This is a genomic window from Microbacterium sp. PRF11 (assembly GCF_031844085.1).
Taxonomy (GTDB): Bacteria; Actinomycetota; Actinomycetes; order Actinomycetales; family Microbacteriaceae; genus Microbacterium.
Genome location: NZ_JAUZUP010000005.1, coordinates 104,713 through 121,059 on the forward strand (window position 1 = coordinate 104,713; position 16,347 = coordinate 121,059).

Annotated in this window: 13 protein-coding genes; 3 read left to right on the top strand and 10 right to left on the bottom strand. The window is 70.7% G+C overall.

Annotated elements, in window-relative coordinates; all coding sequences use genetic code 11:
- Positions 1-2: 2 nt before the first annotated feature.
- The 7 genes from Q9R20_RS14130 to Q9R20_RS14160 form a co-directional block, all read right to left on the bottom strand.
- Positions 3-839 carry a shikimate dehydrogenase gene (locus Q9R20_RS14130; protein ID WP_311249930.1) on the bottom strand — a complete coding sequence of 279 codons (837 nt, stop codon included), beginning with the start codon at positions 837-839 and terminating at the stop codon, positions 3-5.
- Positions 833-2,623 (bottom strand): endolytic transglycosylase MltG, encoded by a 1,791-nt coding sequence (gene mltG / locus Q9R20_RS14135; protein WP_311249931.1) that lies wholly within the window; start codon positions 2,621-2,623, stop codon positions 833-835. Before mltG ends, Q9R20_RS14130 begins: the two co-directional genes overlap by 7 nt.
- A gap of 1 nt (position 2,624) precedes the next feature.
- Positions 2,625-3,098 (bottom strand): Holliday junction resolvase RuvX, encoded by a 474-nt coding sequence (gene ruvX, locus Q9R20_RS14140; protein ID WP_311249932.1) that lies wholly within the window; start codon positions 3,096-3,098, stop codon positions 2,625-2,627.
- Complete coding sequence (gene alaS, locus Q9R20_RS14145) at positions 3,095-5,764, bottom strand: alanine--tRNA ligase (RefSeq protein WP_311249933.1); 2,670 nt, start codon at positions 5,762-5,764, stop codon at positions 3,095-3,097. Before alaS ends, ruvX begins: the two co-directional genes overlap by 4 nt.
- 63 nt (positions 5,765-5,827) lie before the next feature.
- Positions 5,828-6,109: an ATPase gene (locus Q9R20_RS14150; RefSeq protein WP_295838858.1), complete on the bottom strand. Its 282-nt coding sequence runs from the start codon at positions 6,107-6,109 to the stop codon at positions 5,828-5,830.
- Positions 6,110-6,272: 163 nt separating this feature from the next.
- Complete coding sequence (gene rpsD / locus Q9R20_RS14155; protein WP_311249934.1) at positions 6,273-6,902, bottom strand: 30S ribosomal protein S4; 630 nt, start codon at positions 6,900-6,902, stop codon at positions 6,273-6,275.
- A 186-nt stretch (positions 6,903-7,088) separates the two neighbouring features.
- Positions 7,089-8,453: a replication-associated recombination protein A gene (locus Q9R20_RS14160; protein WP_396653700.1), complete on the bottom strand. Its 1,365-nt coding sequence runs from the start codon at positions 8,451-8,453 to the stop codon at positions 7,089-7,091.
- 157 nt (positions 8,454-8,610) lie between these two features.
- On the opposite strand from Q9R20_RS14160, the gene Q9R20_RS14165 reads away from it, so the two are divergent.
- From Q9R20_RS14165 to Q9R20_RS14175, 3 genes are all read left to right on the top strand, one after another.
- Entirely contained in the window at positions 8,611-8,907 is a 297-nt protein-coding gene (locus Q9R20_RS14165) for a dioxygenase (RefSeq protein WP_311249936.1), read from the top strand.
- 81 nt (positions 8,908-8,988) lie between these two features.
- Entirely contained in the window at positions 8,989-10,680 is a 1,692-nt protein-coding gene (locus Q9R20_RS14170) for a DUF349 domain-containing protein (protein ID WP_311249937.1), read from the top strand.
- Between the two features lie 65 nt (positions 10,681-10,745).
- Positions 10,746-11,318: a type IV toxin-antitoxin system AbiEi family antitoxin gene (locus tag Q9R20_RS14175; protein ID WP_311249938.1), complete on the top strand. Its 573-nt coding sequence runs from the start codon at positions 10,746-10,748 to the stop codon at positions 11,316-11,318.
- Here the strand turns inward: Q9R20_RS14175 and Q9R20_RS14180 are convergent.
- The 3 genes from Q9R20_RS14180 to secD all read right to left on the bottom strand — a co-directional run bounded on the left by Q9R20_RS14180 (position 11,305) and on the right by secD (position 16,345).
- The gene (locus tag Q9R20_RS14180) at positions 11,305-13,554 is read right to left on the bottom strand and encodes a bifunctional (p)ppGpp synthetase/guanosine-3',5'-bis(diphosphate) 3'-pyrophosphohydrolase (protein WP_311249939.1); all 2,250 of its coding nucleotides are present in this window, start codon (positions 13,552-13,554) and stop codon (positions 11,305-11,307) included. The two genes, Q9R20_RS14175 and Q9R20_RS14180, sit on opposite strands and share 14 nt — an antisense overlap.
- 95 nt (positions 13,555-13,649) lie before the next feature.
- The gene (gene secF / locus Q9R20_RS14185) at positions 13,650-14,636 is read right to left on the bottom strand and encodes a protein translocase subunit SecF (protein WP_311249940.1); all 987 of its coding nucleotides are present in this window, start codon (positions 14,634-14,636) and stop codon (positions 13,650-13,652) included.
- On the bottom strand, positions 14,636-16,345 hold the full coding sequence (gene secD / locus Q9R20_RS14190) for a protein translocase subunit SecD (RefSeq protein ID WP_311249941.1): 1,710 nt from the start codon (positions 16,343-16,345) through the stop codon (positions 14,636-14,638). Before secD ends, secF begins: the two co-directional genes overlap by 1 nt.
- Positions 16,346-16,347 lie beyond the last annotated feature (2 nt).

Sequence of the window (16,347 nt, forward strand, 5' to 3'; positions counted from 1 at the left end):
TCCTAGTCTCCCACGAGCACGGCGCGCATTTCGGCCAGCACCGCGTCCTCGTGATCGAGCGGCACTGCCGGGTCGCCGCCCACGAACACGCGCACCTGCAGCAGCGCCTGGTGCAGCAGCATCGCGAGCCCGTCGTGGGCGGCGACGCCCGCCTGCTCCCACGCCCGCGCGAGGGGGGTCGGCCAGCCGCCGTAGACGACGTCGACGAGCGGACCCGACACGGATGCCAGGTCCCCGGCGAGGCCGCCGAGGTCGGTGCCGCCGGGAAGGGCGGCGATGGTGGCGTCGACCACCGGGAGCTCGGGGGCGTCGAGGGGCCGGACGCGGACGTCGACCCCGAGCGCGTCGCCGAGAGCGCCGAGGGCAATCGCGGCCTCCGGCCGCCGGGCGAGCACCTCGATCGCGGCTGCCCCGGCCCGTGCCGCCGCCACCAGCGCCGAGGTCGCCGTCGCTCCCGCGCCCAGAATGCGGATGCGTTCGGGGGCCTCGACGCCGATCTCGGCGAGGGCTCGCGCGAGACCGCCGACGTCGGTGTTGTAGCCGCGCGGCCCGTCGTCCGCCAGCAGGTAGGTGTTGACGGCGCCCGTCAGGCGCGCGTCGTCGTCGAGGGAGATCGCGGAGCGCGCCGCGACCTGCTTGAGCGGCATGGTGAGCGAGAGGCCGCGCCAGGTGGCATCGAGTTCGTTCAGCGCGTCCGGGAACGCCGGCTCGCTCACCTGCCGACGCCCGTACTCCCAGTCGAGCCCGAGCGCACCGTACGCGGCCGCGTGGAGCAGGGGCGACCGCGAATGCGCGATCGGGTCGCCCCACACCGCCAGCCGTGTGCGGCCGGTCAGCATCCGCCGTCGGGGTTCTCGCGGCACCACGCCCGGAACTGCTCGACGGCCTTGAGCTGGTCGTCGTACGTGGTCGAGAACACTGTCTCCCCGGTGGCCAGGTTGACCGTCGTGAAGTAGTACCACGTGCCGTCGACCGGGTTCATGGCCGCGTCGATCGCGAGGTCGCCCGCGTTCGCGATCGGCCCCACGGGCAGACCCGGGTACTTGTAGGTGTTGTACGGGTTGTCGCTGGTCAGCGCGTTCTCGCTCGACGACGAGGATCCGGCATCCAACTCGTCGGCGCCGTATTGCGCGGTCGAATCCATCTGCAGAAGACCGTGGGTCTCCACGTTGTCGGGCTGCAGACGGTTCTCGATCACGCGGCTGACCTTGTAGAAGTCCTCGCTGCTGCGCGCTTCGCGCTCGATGATCGAGGCGATCGTGAGGATGCGCTCGCGATCCTCGACGGGCACGCCCGCCGAGTCGAGGGACTGCACGGTGCGCTGCACCATGCGCGAGATGACGTCGGTGGCGCTGACTCCCTCGTCGAAGTCGTACGTCGCGGGGAAGATCCAGCCCTCGAGGGTCGAGGCGGTCACCCCGTACCGGCTCGGATCCGCCACCGCCGCGTCGAGATCGGCGCGCGGGATGGAGAGCTGTTCGGAGATGAGCTCGAGCGACTGCTTCAGCGTGAGTCCCTCTCGGAGCTGCACGGAGTAGTCGAGACGGTTGGCGGGGTTGCGCAGCGCCTCGAGCACCGCCGCCGAGGTCATCTGCTGCTGCAGCTTGTAGACGCCCGGTTGGAACGTGAACCCCACCGCGTTGTCGACCATGTACTTGTACAGCGAATTCGACGCCTTGGTGACGCCCGCCTCGAACATCTTCGGCGAGACCGACTCGCCGGTGTCGCCGGAGACGATCGTCACGCGCGCCTCGCCCGTGGCCTGACCCGCCTCGTAATCGAGCGGCTCACCGTTGCCGAGGAACGCCTGGATGCGGTCGCCGTACGTGTTCCACAGCGCCACCCCGCCGCCGGCGATCCCGCCGAAGAGCAGCACGACCACCGCGAAGGCGATCCAGCCGCCCAGACGGCGCCGCCTGCGGGGAGCCCGCGGAGCCGTCTCGCCGATGACGTGCGTGGTGGTCTGACCGGTGAAGAGGTCTTCGAGCGATCCGGATGCCGCCGGGCTCGACGCCGAGGAGGCGGTCGCCGCCCCGGCACCCACGAGCGCGGGTTCGCGGACGGGGGCCTCGGTGCGTGCGCGCTCAGGGGCGGGGGCCGCGGCTGCGGCAGGGGCCGCCGCGGCGGGCCGGCGTCGCGGGCCGGGGGCGGTGTCGTCGATGCGGCCGGCGGCCGGTCGCGTCGCGCGCGGCTGCTCCGGGCTCTGCGGAGCGGCAGCGGGACGCTGGTCTGCGGCGGGACGCGGCGCAGCTGCCGGGCGCTGGTCTGCGGCGGGACGCGGCGCAGCTGCCGGGCTTTGCGGCGCGGCGACGGGGCGCTGCTCGCCGGAGGATCGCGGGGCGGCCTGCCCGCCCGCGCCCGACGGACGGGATGCCGAGGGAGACGACGAATCCGCGCGACGTGCCGCGTCGTACCGCGCCGGGGGCGTGGCATCCGTCGACGATTCGGGAGCGGTCGGTTGGGCCTCGGCCTGTCGTGCCGCACGCGCCGCCCGCCGCGAGGGCGGAGCCGCATCCGTCTCGGGGGCGGACCCGCCGGACGGGCGCGCTCCGGTGCGCGGGTCGGGAAGTCGACCGTAGAGGTCGGCGAACGGATCGCTCTCGGGGGGCTGGTTCTCGGGCATGTCAGGCGGGCTCCTGTCCCGGTGATACGGCGGGTCCGGCCGGCTCACCGGACTGTCGCTCCACGTCGAGCGCCTGCTGCAGGAGGACCACAGCGGCGACTTGATCCACAATGCTACGAGACTCCCGCTGGGAACGCCCTGCCTCCCGGAGCACGCCGTGCGCCGAGACCGTGCTCAAGCGCTCGTCGACCAGCCGGACCGGCATCGGAACCGCCTCCGCCAGCGCAGCGGCGAACGCCCGCGCGTCGGTCGTGGAGGCCGTGTCCTCTCCGCGCAGGTTGAGCGGCAGCCCGACCAGGATCTCGAAGGCCTCGTACTCGGCGGCCAGGGCCGCGATGCGTCGAATCGGCTCCCCCCTGCGGGGCACCGTCTCGACGGGAACGGCGAGCACCCCGTCCGGGTCGGACCGGGCCACGCCCACGCGGGCGCGCCCGACGTCGATCCCGAACCGGATGCCGCGCCGGAACGCGCTCACGCGGTGGTCGCCCGCACGTCCGCGACGATGCCCTCGAGCGCCTGCGGCAGAGCCGCGGCATCCGTTCCGCCGCCCTGGGCGACGTCGGGACGGCCGCCGCCGCCACCGCCGAGCACGCCGGCGGCGGTCTTCGCGAGGGCACCCGCAGCGAGGCCGCGCTCGCGCGCGGCGTCGTTCGTGACGACGACCACGGTGGCCCGTCCGCCGGCGACCGAGGCGAGGGCGACGACCGCGGGGTCGCTGCCGAGGCGGTCGCGCACCTGCAGGGCGAGCGAGCGCACGTCGTCGGCCGAGGCGCCCTCGCCGAGGCTCTCGGCGACGACGCGTACCGTGCCGACCGAAACGGCCGACTCCACGAGCTGCGGCAGGCGGCCGGTGAGGGCCTGCGCCTCGAACGCGGCGATCTTCTTCTCGGCGGCCTTGAGGCTCGCGGCCAGTTCGGCGATGCGGGTCGGCAGCTGCTCACGCGGGGTTTTGAGGCTCGAGCTGAGCTGCGAGACGATCGCGCGCTCGGCGGCGAGGTCGCGGAAGGCGTCGAGACCGACCAGGGCCTCCACGCGGCGGTTCGACGCGCCGACCGACTGCTCGCCCACGAGGTTGACCAGGCCGATCTCGGCGCTGCGCGACACGTGCGTGCCACCGCAGAGCTCACGCGACCACGGGCCGCCGATATCGACCATGCGCACGGTGTCGCCGTACTTCTCGCCGAACAGCGCCATGGCGCCGGCGGCCTTCGCCTCGTCGAGCGACATCACGCGCGTAGTGACCTCGAGGTTGTCGCGCACCGCGTTGTTGGCAATGTCCTCGATCTCGGTGCGGGTCTCGGGCGAGAGCGCCGACCCCCAGCTGAAGTCGAAGCGCATGTAACCGGCGCGGTTGAGCGAGCCGGTCTGGGTGGCGGTCTTGCCGAGCGTGTCGCGGATGGCCGCGTGCACGAGGTGCGTCGCGGTGTGCGCCTGCTGGGCCGCGTGCCGGTTGAGGGCGTCGACGACGGTGGTGGCGGGGGCGCCGACCGAGACCTCGCCGGTCGTCACCTCGACGGTGTGGCTGACCAGACCCGGGACCGGGCGCTGGACGTCGAGCACCTCGAGCTCGTAGCCGGGGCCGACGATGACGCCCTTGTCGGCCACCTGTCCACCGGACTCGGCGTACAGGGCGGTCTCGGCGAGGATGACCTCGGCGATCTGTCCCTCCGACGCGCGGTCGGTCCCCTGCCCCTGCACCAGGATGCCGAGGACCTTCGACTCCGTCTGCATCTCGGTGTAGCCGGTGAAGACCGTCTCGCCTTGCGCGCGGAACTCGCGGTACGCGCTCTGGTCGGCGATGGCGCCCTTACGTGCGCGGGCGTCGGCCTTGGCGCGCGTGCGCTGCTCCTGCATGAGCTGGTCGAACGCGTTGCGGTCGACGGTGAGCCCGGCCTCTTCGGCGATCTCGAGAGTCAGATCGATGGGGAAGCCGTAGGTGTCGTGCAGCAGGAACGCCTCGGAACCCGAGAGGGTCGTGCCACCGCCGTTCTTGGCCTCGACGACCGACTGGTCGAGGATCGCAGAGCCGGCGGCGAGGGTGCGCAGGAACGTCTGCTCCTCGGCGATCGCGTACGCCGAGAGACGGGCGTAGTCGGCCTCAACCTCGGGGTACGACTCCTTCATCGCGTCGCGCGAGGCGGCGAAGAGCTCGGGGAAGGTTGCGCCCTCGACGCCGAGAAGGCGCATCGAGCGGATCGCGCGGCGCATGATGCGACGCAGGATGTAGCCGCGGCCCTCGTTCGAGGGGGTGACGCCATCGGCGAGCAGCATGAGCGACGAGCGCACGTGATCGGCGACGATGCGCAGGCGCACGTCGTCTTCGTGCGACTCGGCGCCGTAGGCCTTGCCCGCGAGCTTCGCCGCCAGGTCGAGCACGGGGCGCACCTGATCGGTCTCGTACATGTTGTCGACGCCCTGCTTGATGAACGCGATGCGCTCCAGGCCCATGCCGGTGTCGATGTTCTTGGCGGGCAGCTCGCCGACGATGTCGAAGTCGTACTTCGAGCGCACGTTCGTGATCTCGTACTGCATGAACACGAGGTTCCAGATCTCGACGTAGCGATCGTCATCGGTGGCGGGACCGCCGTCGATCCCATACTCGGGGCCGCGGTCGAAGAAGATCTCGGAGCAGGGCCCGGCAGGACCGGGAAGGCCGGTCGACCAGTAGTTCGTGTCCTTGCCCAGGCGCTGGATGCGCTCCTCGGGCAGGTCGGTGAGCTCGCGCCACAGGGCGTGCGCCTCGTCGTCCTCCTCGTACACCGTGACCCAGAGGTCCTTCGGGTCGAAGGCGAGGCCGCCGTCCTCTTCGGCGGAGGTCAGCAGCTCCCAGGCGTAGCGGATCGCGTCGCGCTTGAAGTAGTCGCCGAACGACCAGTTGCCCAGCATCTGGAAGAACGTGCCGTGGCGCGGCGTCTTGCCGACCTCTTCGATGTCGTTGGTGCGGATGCACTTCTGCACGTCGGCCGCGCGCGGGTACGGCGGAGGCACGACGCCGCTGAGGTACGGGATGAAGGGCACCATGCCCGCCACGGTGAACAGGAGGGCCGGGTCGTCGGTGACGAGCGAGGCCGAGGGGACGATCGTGTGGTTCTTCTTCTCGAAGAAGTCGAGGAAGCGCTGGGCGATCTCGGCGGTTTTCATGGCGGGTCTTTCCGTGGGCGTGCGGTGGCCGCCCCCGCGCGTCGGGGGCGGGATGCCGGGGAGTCAGTCGGAGGAGGAGACGGCGTTCTTGGCGGTGGCGGCGGCGTCGCCGACGACGTCGGTGGCGCGGTCAACGGCGGAGGCCGCGACGCCCTTCGCGTCGTCGATGATCTCGGCCAGGCGCGTCTCCTGCTGGTGGTAGGCGTCGCTCATGTGATCGGTGAACTCGCCGATGCGCGAGTCGAGCTGCGCCAGCAGCTCCTGTCCGCGGGGGTCCTTGTTGACGAAATGGGCGGCGACGAAGCCACCGACGATACCCAACGCGAACCAGACGAGGCTTCTCACGATCACCACTTCTTCCTCGATACGACGCCGCGGTCGCGGCATCCCCCATCGTAGGCGAGGGCCCCCGCGGCGCGCGCGTCGACGGACCGGATGCCGCACCCTCGGCGACCGGAGACGAGAAAGGGCGCCGGGAGAACCCGACGCCCTTCTGCGCTCGCTGGGATCAGCGGGCGGCGTAGTACTCGACGACGAGCTGCACGTCACACGTGACGGGCACCTCGGCGCGCTTGGGGCGACGCACGAGCTTCGCCTGGAGCGTCGACAGGTCGACCTCGAGGTAGCCCGGAACGGGGGGCAGCACTTCGGCGTGCCCGCCGGCGGCGGCGACCTGGAAGGGCTCGAGGCCCTCGCTCTTGGGCTTGACGTGGATCTGCTGACCCGGCTTCACGCGGAACGACGGGCGGTCCACGAGCTGGCCGTCGACCAGGATGTGGCGGTGCACGACGAGCTGGCGGGCCTGCGCGGTGGTGCGGGCGAAGCCCGAACGCACGACGAGGGCGTCCAGACGCATCTCGAGCAGCTCGACCAGGTTCTCACCGGTCAGGCCGTCGGCGCGGCGGGCCTCGTTGAACGCGATGCGCAGCTGCTTCTCGCGGATGCCGTACTGCTCGCGCAGACGCTGCTTCTCGCGCAGACGGACGGCGTAGTCGCTGTCGGCCTTGCGCTTGGTGCGGCCGTGCTCGCCGGGAGCGTAGGGACGCTTCTCGAGGTAGCGGGCGGCCTTGGGGGTGAGGGCGACGCCGAGGGCGCGCGACAGACGCACCTTGCGGCGGTCCTGAGACTTCGTGGTCACGAAGTTCTCCTTCCGATGACGCGGCCGCGCCTTTCGCGGCTCGCGGGCGTATCGCCCCCTTCCGCCCGATCCGGAGCGCACGCCGGGGCGCACCGGAAGGTGATCACAGGAAGGAGGGGATGCCCGAAAACCCTGTTTCGAGCCGGTTCATGCTACCAGAGCAACCCGCGCGCTCCCACGGAGCGCTCACTTGCCGTCGAGGATGCGGCGGATCTTCTCGAGCCGAGCCGACACCTCGCGTTCGGCGCCGTGACTGGTGGGTTCGTAGTACCGCTTGCCGACGAGCTCGTCGGGAAGATACTGCTGCGTGACGATGCCGATCTCGCTGTCGTGCGCGTACTTGTAGCCCTTGCCGTGGCCCAGGCGTTTGGCCCCCGGGTAGTGCGCGTCGCGGAGGTGCATCGGCACGCGTCCGAACCCTCCGGCGCGCACGTCGGCGATCGCCGCGTTGATGGCGTTGTATGCCGCGTTCGACTTGGCCGTGGTCGCGAGGTAGACCGTCGCCTCGGCGAGGGGGATGCGCCCCTCGGGCATGCCGATGAAAGCGACGGCGTCGGCCGCCGCGACGGCGATCTGCAGCGCCTGCGGATCAGCCATCCCGATGTCCTCCGCGGCGGAGATGACCAGGCGGCGCGCGATGAAGCGGGGGTCCTCCCCCGCCTCGATCATGCGCGCGAGGTAGTGGATCGCGGCATCCGGGTCGGATCCGCGCACCGACTTGATGAAGGCGCTGATGACGTCGTAGTGCTCGTCGCCCTGCCGGTCGTAGCGCAGCAGGGCACGGTCGACGGCCTGGGCGATGTGATCGGCGGTGATGACGGGCAGCTCGTCGCCGCTGCCCGTGAAGGGCCCCGGATCCTCGTCGTCGTCATCAACGTCGTCATCGTCGTCGTCATCGCGTGCCGGAGGGGCGACGCCCGCGTCGTCGCCCGCGACCGAGGCCGCGGCCTCGAGAGCGGTGAGGGCCCGGCGCGCGTCGCCCGAGGCGAGGCGCACGAGCGCCGCCCGCGCTTCTTCGTCGAGCACGACGCGTCCGTCCAGACCGCGAGGATCGGCGACGGCGCGATCGACCAGGGCGCCGAGGTCGTCGTCGCCGAGCGGACGCAGCGTCAGCAGCAGCGATCGCGACAGCAGCGGCGAGATGACCGAGAACGACGGGTTCTCGGTGGTCGCGGCGATGAGCACGACCCAGCCGTTCTCGACACCGGGCAACAGGGCGTCTTGCTGCGCCTTGGTGAAGCGGTGGATCTCGTCGAGGAAGAGGATGGTCGACTGGCCGTACAGATCGCGCTGGGTCAGAGCGTCTTGCATGACCTCGCGCACGTCTTTGACGCCGGCTGTGATCGCCGACAACTCGACGAACCGCCGGCCCGACGACCGCGCGATCGCCTGCGCCAGCGTGGTCTTGCCGGTGCCGGGCGGGCCCCACAGGATGACCGAGACGGCCGACCCGGATGCCGAGGAGTCGGTCGTCGCGAGAGTGACCAGCGGTGACCCCGGACGCAGGAGATGCCCCTGACCGGCGACCTCGTCGAGGCTGACCGGCCGCATGCGCACGGCGAGCGGCGTCTGGCCCTGGAAGAGAGCGGAGGAGGGGTTCACCCTTCCAGGCTAATCGCGACCTCGGACACCGCAGCGGAGCGGTCCGGAGGCTCCGGCCCGGTCTTTGTAGGATCGGAGGGCCCGGAGTCGGGCGGAGGAGGTCGATGTGGCGACGCGCGGGAAAGACCGGCAGACGCGGGAGCAGCGCGAGCGGGCGCGCGCGTATCAGGCGCGCGTCGAGCTGCACGAACGGCAGGGCCGTCGCCGCACGCGCGACAACGTGATCGGTCTCGTCGTGGGCCTGCTCGTGATCGCCGGTGCGATCGGCGCGCAGACGGCGTACTTCGCCGCCGGACCCGGGGCGCCCGAGCCGACCCCGGCCTCGACTCCCGCCCCGTCGGCCCCCGCGACCGACGAGCCCGGCACACCGGCGCCGGTCCCCACGGAGACGACCGCACCCTGATCCTGTGTCGGCGGGGCCGCTCGTACTAGGCTCGGAGAGTCCTTCTCCCCCAGGCGGTTCTGCCGCAATGAGGTGCTATCCGTGTCTTCCGCTCCCACTCCCGAGACCTCCGACCCGCGCGACGACGCGAACGACGTCGAGGTCCCCGTTTCCTCCGCCGACGAGGCCGCGACCGACGACACCGCGACGACCGACGTCGCGGAGCCCGCCGAGACGACGACCGAGGTCGAAACGTCCGACGCGGTCACCGCCGACGCGGCCGACGAGACCCCGGATGCCGCCGGCTCGGCCGACGAGACCCCGGATGCCGCCGGCTCGGCCGACGAGAGGACGGATGCCGCCGTCTCCCCCGGTGACGTCGACGAGCAGCCCGCCGGTGCGGATGAGGTCGCGCCCGCAGAGGCCGAGGACGCTGCTCCCGCCGCCGCAGGCAAGGTGGAGAGCACGGAGGATTCCGGCGCTGCCGCGCCCGCCCCGGCCACGCCCGCGGCCCGCCCGGGACCCCGTCTCCCCGGGCCTCCCCCGGGAGCGAAGGCCTCGAAGACCGTCACCGAGCCCTGGGGCCGCGTCGACGACGACGGCACCGTGTCTGTGCGCGAGGCCGACGGTTGGCGTGTGGTGGGCCAGTACCCCGACGGCACCCCCGCCGAGGCGCTCGCGTACTTCCAGCGCAAGTTCTCCGACCTCGCCGGCGAGGTCATCCTGGTCGAAACCCGTCACCGCCGCGGAGGCGCATCGGCATCCGACCTGCGATCGACCGCGCAGACGCTGCGCGGCAAGATCGACGGGGCCGCCGCGGTCGGCGACCTGGCCGCTCTCCTCGCCCGGATCGACGTGCTGCTGGCCGAGCTCGCCGAAGCGAGCCAGACCGAGGCCGTCGCGGCCAAGCAGGCGAGCGAGGAGGCCGTGCGCGAGCGCACCGCGATCGTCGAAGAGGCCGAGGCCCTCGCCGCTCGCGACCCGCAGTCGGTCCAGTGGAAGCAGATGACCGCCGACATGGCCGCGCTCTTCGATCGTTGGCAGGCCCACCAGCAGAACGGCCCGCGTCTGTCGAAGTCCACCGCTCAGCAACTGTGGCGACGCTTCCGCGACGCCCGCGCGACGGTCGATCGGCACCGCCGCGAGTTCTTCTCGTCGCTCGACGAGACGCACAAGGCGGCCCGTGAGGCCAAGACCCGCCTCGTCGAGCGCGCCGAGGCCCTCGCGCCGCGCGGCGAAGACGGGATCGGCGCCTACCGCGACCTGCTCGACGCCTGGAAGGCATCCGGCCGCGCCGGCCGCAAGGTCGACGACGCGCTGTGGGCCCGGTTCAAGGCCGCCGGCGACGCCCTCTACGGCGCACGCGTCGAGCGCGAGGCCGCCGAGAACGAGGCGTCGAAAGAGAAGATCGAGCAGAAGCGCGCTCTTCTCGAGGAGGCCGCTCCGATCGTCGACGAGAAGAACCTCGCGACCGCCCGTCAGAAGCTGACCGCCATCCAGCGGCAGTGGGACGAGATCGGCCGCATCTTCCCGCGCGACAAGGAGCGTGCGCTCGACGACGAACTCCGCAAGATCGAGCAGAGCGTGCGCACCCGCGAGGACGCGGACTGGAAGCGCAACGACCCGGAACAGAAGGCGCGTGCCAACGACATGACGCGCCAGCTCACCGACGCCATCGAGAAGCTCGAGTCCGAACTGTCGGAGGCGAACGCCCGCGGCGACAAGCGCGCCGCTGCCCAAGCGTCCGAGGCTCTCGAGGCGCGGCGCACCTGGCTGCGCGCCCTCGGCGGCTGAGCGGGGTTCTCCACAGCAGCGACGTTTCGACGTTACGGGCGACACCGTCCCGCCACACTGGCGGGATGGTGTCGCCCTTCCTCTTCTTCGCCGACGAGCGCCTTTCCCTCGCCGAGCTGACCGCCGCGTGCCTCGACGGCATCCTCGTTCCGCTCGGCGAAGGCTTCATGCCCGCCGACGCGGCCGAGACGCCGTGGATGCGGGGGCGCAGCCTCGCGCCCCTGCTCGGCGACCGGTGGGGGGCGGTGCGCGCGAGCGCGGCCTGGGTCCACGGCGCCGTGAGCGCTGAGCCCGCGCGGCACCATCTGCAGCGCGTGAGCCCCACGCGCCAGCGCGCGCTGAGCGACGGGAGGACGGTCTATCACGACGTGCGGCTCCCGCTCGGCGACACCGTGGTCGTCGGTGGCGTCCCCGTGAGCACGCCCGCTCGCACCCTCGTCGATCTCGCGCGCGCCGACTCCGCGAAGGAACACAGGATCGCCTGGCAATGGGCCGTCGACGACCGACGCACGCGCCGCGCGGCAGCGGTGTGGCTCGAGCGGCATCCGCGGTTCCCCTACGGGCGACGCGCGGCCGAGCTCCTGTCCGCCGTCGACGCGGGACGCACGGTCGGCCCGGAAGGTCTCAGGACGACGTGACGCGGTAGACGTCGTACACGGCGTCGATACGACGCACCGCGTTGAGCACGCGGTCGAGATGAACGGTGTCGCCCATCTCGAAGACGAACTTGCTCAGCGCGAGGCGGTCGTTCGTCGTCGACACCGTCGCCGAGAGGATGTTCACGTGATGCTCGCTGAGCACCCGGGTCACATCGCTGAGCAGCCCCGAACGATCGAGGGCCTCGACCTGGATCTGGACCAGGAAGACACTCTTGGTGGTCGGCGCCCACTCCACGTCGATCAGACGGTCGGGCTCTTCTTTCAAGGCCTTCACGTTGGTGCAGTCGCCGCGGTGGACCGAGACGCCGCTGCCGCGCGTGACGAACCCGACGATCTCGTCGCCCGGGACGGGCGTGCAGCACTTGGCGAGCTTGACCAGGATGTCGGGCGCACCGCGCACGAGCACGCCCGAGTCGCCGCCGCGCGGAGCACGGCTGCGGCCGACGGGGATGTCGATGGGCCCGGTGTTCGTCTCTTCGACGTTGACGAGCGCGGTGACCTTCTCGATGACCGACTGGGTCGAGACGTGCCCCTCGCCGACCGCCGCATAGAGCGCGGAGACGTCTTCGTAGTGGAAGAGGCGCGCGACCTCGGTGAACGAGTCCTGGTTCATCAGGCGCTGCAGCGGAAGGTTCTGCCGGCGCATGGCACGTGCGATCGAGTCCTTGCCCTGCTCGATGGCCTCTTCGCGCCGCTCCTTGGTGAACCATCCGCGGATCTTGTTGCGAGCGCGCGTGCTCTTGACGAATCCGAGCCAGTCCTGGCTGGGGCCGGCATCGGGGTTCTTCGAGGTGAACACTTCGACGACGTCGCCGCTCTGCAGAGTCGACTCGAGCGGCACGAGGCGACCGTTGACCTTCGCCCCCATGGTGCGGTGGCCGATCTCGGTGTGCACCGCGTAGGCGAAGTCGACGGGTGTCGCGCCGGTGGGGAGGCCGATCACGCGGCCCTTGGGCGTGAAGACGTAGACCTCTTTGGCGCCGATCTCGAAGCGCAGCGAATCGAGGAACTCGCCCGGGTCGGCGGTCTCGGCCTGCCAGTCCGAGATGTGCGCGATCCACGCCATGTCGGCGTCGACGGCCTTGGCATCCGCCTTGCCGCCCGCCATGCGCTCCTTGTACTTCCAGTGCGCGGCGACGCCGAACTCAGCTTGCTGGTGCATCTCGTGCGTGCGGATCTGGATCTCGACCGTGCGACCGCCGGGTCCGATCACCGTGGTGTGCAGAGACTGATACAGGTTGAACTTCGGCGTGGCGATGTAGTCCTTGAACCGCCCGGGCAGCGGCGTCCACCTGGCGTGGATCGCGCCCAGCACCGCGTAGCAGTCGCGGACCGTGCCGACGAGGATGCGGATGCCGATGAGGTCGTAGATGTCGTCGAACTCGCGGCCCCGCACGACCATCTTCTGGTAGACCGAGTACAACTGCTTCGGCCGGCCCATGACGCGGCCGCGAACCCGCAGCTCACGCAGATCGGCGTCGACGGCGTCGATGACGTTCTGCACGTACTGCTCGCGCTGCGGTGTGCGCTGTTTGACCAGGCTGTCGATCTCGGCGTAGAGCTTGGGGTGCATGACCGCGAACGAGAGGTCTTCCAGCTCGCTCTTGATGGCCTGGATGCCGAGGCGGTGCGCCAGCGGCGCGTAGATCTCGAGGGTCTCGGTGGCCTTCTTGGCCGCCTTGTGCGGGGGCACGAAGCCCCACGTGCGCGCATTGTGCAGACGGTCGGCGAGCTTGATGAGCAGCACGCGGATGTCTTTCGACATCGCCACGATCATCTTGCGCACGGTCTCGGCCTGCGCGCTGTCGCCGTACTTGACCTTGTCGAGCTTGGTCACGCCGTCGACGAGCATCGCGACCTCGTCGCCGAAGTCGGCGGCGAGCTCGTCGAGCGGGTACCCGGTGTCTTCGACGGTGTCGTGCAGCAGGGCCGCGGCGATGGCCTTCGGCCCCAGGCCGAGCTCGGCGAGGATCTGAGCGACGGCGAGCGGATGCGTGATGTAGGGCTCGCCGCTCTGGCGCTTCTGCCCGTCATGCGCCTTGTCGGCGACGGCGTAGGCGCGCTCGATGATCGCGAGGTCGCCCTTGGGGTGGTGCGTGCGCACTGTGCGGAGCAGCTTGTCGACGTCGTCGCGACGAGCGGCGCGGGAGAAGATGCGCGGCACGAGGCGGCGCAGGGAGGACGGCGGCGGCGCGGAGGACGCGGTCTCGGTCACGGCCACCTCCTCACGGTCAGTCGGTCAATCCTACGCCCCGGGGGGCGCACCCCCGCCCGCCGGGCGGGGGTGCGAAGGGGCCGGAGCCCCGGCCCTCAGGCCGGGACGCCCGCCTTCTCACGAGCCGCACGCACGCGCTCGTCACGGGTCGCCACCGGCTTCTCCTTCTCGCGCAGGAGCGCGTAGAGGGGGACGGAGACGAACAGCGTCGAATACGCCGCGACGATCGTGCCGACGAAGATCGACAGCGAGATGTCGCTCAGCGTGCGGGCCCCGAGGGGCACGCCGATGAAGAGGATCGCGCCGACGGGGAGGATCGCCACCACCGTGGTGTTGATCGAGCGGATCAACGTCTGATTGGCGGCGAGGTTGACCGACTCCGCGAACGTGCGGCCGGAGATCTCCCCGTCTTCCCGGGTGTTCTCCCTGACCTTGTCGAACACGACGGTGGTGTCGTACAACGCGTACGACAGGATCGTCAGGAAGCCGATGACGGCGGCCGGCGAGATCTCGAAGCCGAACAGCGCGTAGATCCCGATCGTGATGACGAGCACGTCGACCAGACCCACGATCGCGGCGACCGACATCTTCCACGTGCGGAAGTACAGGGCGAGGATGAGGAACGTCAGCGCGAGGAAGATCGACAGACCCCACAGCGACTGACGGGTGACGTCGTTGCCCCAGGTCGGGCCGATGAACGAGTTCGTGACCTCGGCCGCCGGCACGTCGTACGCCGAGGCCAGCGCGGCCGAGACGGCCTGCGTCTCATCGTTGTCGAGCTGATCGGTCTGCACGCGCACGGCCTGGTCGCTGATCGTGGTCACGCGCGTGGTGGCGGTGGGCACGACCGAGGTGACAGCGCCGGTCGCGAGGGCCTGATCGAAGGATGCCGGGTTCGACACCGTGAACTGCGATCCGCCGGTGAACTCGATCGAGAACTGGATCGGGCGGAACAGCGGGACGAGGGCCGCACCGATGACGAGCACCGCCGCGATGATGAACCACAGGCGACGACGCTGCACGAACGGGAAGGAGGTCTTCCCGGAGTAGAGGTCGTTACCGAGTTGCGACATGGAGCGCATCAGTCGTCTCCCCCCTTCGTGGAGCGGCTATCGCCACGCGTGGCGGCGGCGAGCTCGGCCTGCTTACGTTCGGCGATCGTCTGGCGGCGTTCCGCCTCGCCTCGCGAGCGCTTCGCGCGACCGCTGTCGGCGACCGGCGCACGGAACTGCGCGCGCCCGCGGTAGACGGCGCCGAGGGCGTTCGGGTCCATGCCGGAGAGCGGGTGACCCGATCCGAAGAAGCGCGTGCGAGCGAGCAGCTGCATCACCGGGTGGGTGAACAGGATGAAGATCAGGATGTCGATCGCGGTCGTCAGGCCGAGGGTGAACGCGAAGCCCTTCACCGTGGCATCCGCGAGGATGTACAGCACGACGGCGGCGAGGATGTTGATCGACTTCGAGATGTAGATCGTGCGCTTGGCGCGCGACCAGCCGTCCTCGACCGCGGCCGTGATCGACTTGCCGTCGCGCAGCTCGTCTCGGATGCGTTCGAAGTAGACGATGAACGAGTCGGCCGTGAAGCCGATCGTCACGATCAGACCCGCGACACCGGCGAGGGACAGTCGGAACCCTGCGCGCCACGCCAGGATGCACAGGGCCACGTAGGTCAGCACCGCCATCACGGCGAGGGAGGCGATGATCACCGTTCCCAGGGCGCGGTAGACGACGAGCGAGTAGATCGCGACGAGTCCCAGACCGATGAGACCGGCGATGAAGCCGACCTGCAGCTGCTGCGAACCCAGGGTCGCCGACACGGTGTCGGAGCTGACGACCTCGAAGCTCAGCGGCAGCGCACCGTACTTCAGCTGGTCGGCGAGGGCCTTGGAGGACTCCTGCGTGAAGTTGCCCGTGATGCTGGGGCGACCGTCGAGGATGATGCCCTGCATGGTGGGCGCCGACAGCACCTCGCCGTCGAGGACGAAGGCGAACTGGTTCAGCGGGGCCTGCTTGCCGAAGAGACGCTGGCTGACCTCGCCGAACTTCTGCGTGCCCTGGTCGTTGAAGACGAGGTTCACGGCCCAGCGACCGGTGTTCTGCTCCTGGCCGTTCGTGGCGTCCGCCACGTCGTTGCCGTCGAGCTCCACCGGACCGAGGATGTACTTCGAGCCGTCCTGCAGACCGCACGTGATCATCGGCTGGTCGGCCGGGGCCTGCGCCGGGTTGCTCGGCGGGTTGGCGCAGTCGTACGCCAGGAACTGCGCCTGCAGCGCGGGCGTGATCTGCGCCGGATCGCTCGCGTCGGTCGGCGCCGCGGTGGGCGTCGAGGGCAGGTTGGGGTCGGGCGTCGGGTACGGCGTGGTGTTGCCGTCCTCGCCGACGAAGGTCGTCGCCGGCGAACCCGTGAACAGCACCGGGCGCAGCTGCAGCTGCGCGGAGCTCTGGATGCGCTCGCGCGTGGCGTCGTCGGCCTGACCGGGGATCTGCACGACGATGTTCTGGCCGCCCTCGGTGGCCACGTCGGCCTCGCCGACGCCCGAGGCGTCGACGCGCTGGCGGATGATCGTCACGGCCTGCTGCAGCTGCTCGCTGCTGGGGGCCGCGCCGTCGGTGGTCTGGGCTTGCAGGATGATCTGCGTGCCGCCCTGGAGATCGAGGGCGAGCTCAGGGCTCCAGGAACTGGCATTGAAGGCGTACACGCCCAGCGCATTGATGCCGAACAGCACGCCGGTGATGGCGAGCAATCCGGTCAGCACGCGCCAGGCGTGACGGACGGGTTTCGAGGGCGCCACGG

Coding starts and splice junctions, on each gene's coding strand:
- Q9R20_RS14130 (WP_311249930.1), bottom strand. CDS start 839: ATGCTGACCGGCCGCACACGGCTGGCGGTGTGGGGCGACCCGATCGCG.
- mltG (WP_311249931.1), bottom strand. CDS start 2,623: ATGCCCGAGAACCAGCCCCCCGAGAGCGATCCGTTCGCCGACCTCTAC.
- alaS (WP_311249933.1), bottom strand. CDS start 5,764: ATGAAAACCGCCGAGATCGCCCAGCGCTTCCTCGACTTCTTCGAGAAG.
- Q9R20_RS14160 (WP_396653700.1), bottom strand. CDS start 8,453: ATGCGGCCGGTCAGCCTCGACGAGGTCGCCGGTCAGGGGCATCTCCTG.
- Q9R20_RS14175 (WP_311249938.1), top strand. CDS start 10,746: ATGGTGTCGCCCTTCCTCTTCTTCGCCGACGAGCGCCTTTCCCTCGCC.
- secF (WP_311249940.1), bottom strand. CDS start 14,636: ATGCGCTCCATGTCGCAACTCGGTAACGACCTCTACTCCGGGAAGACC.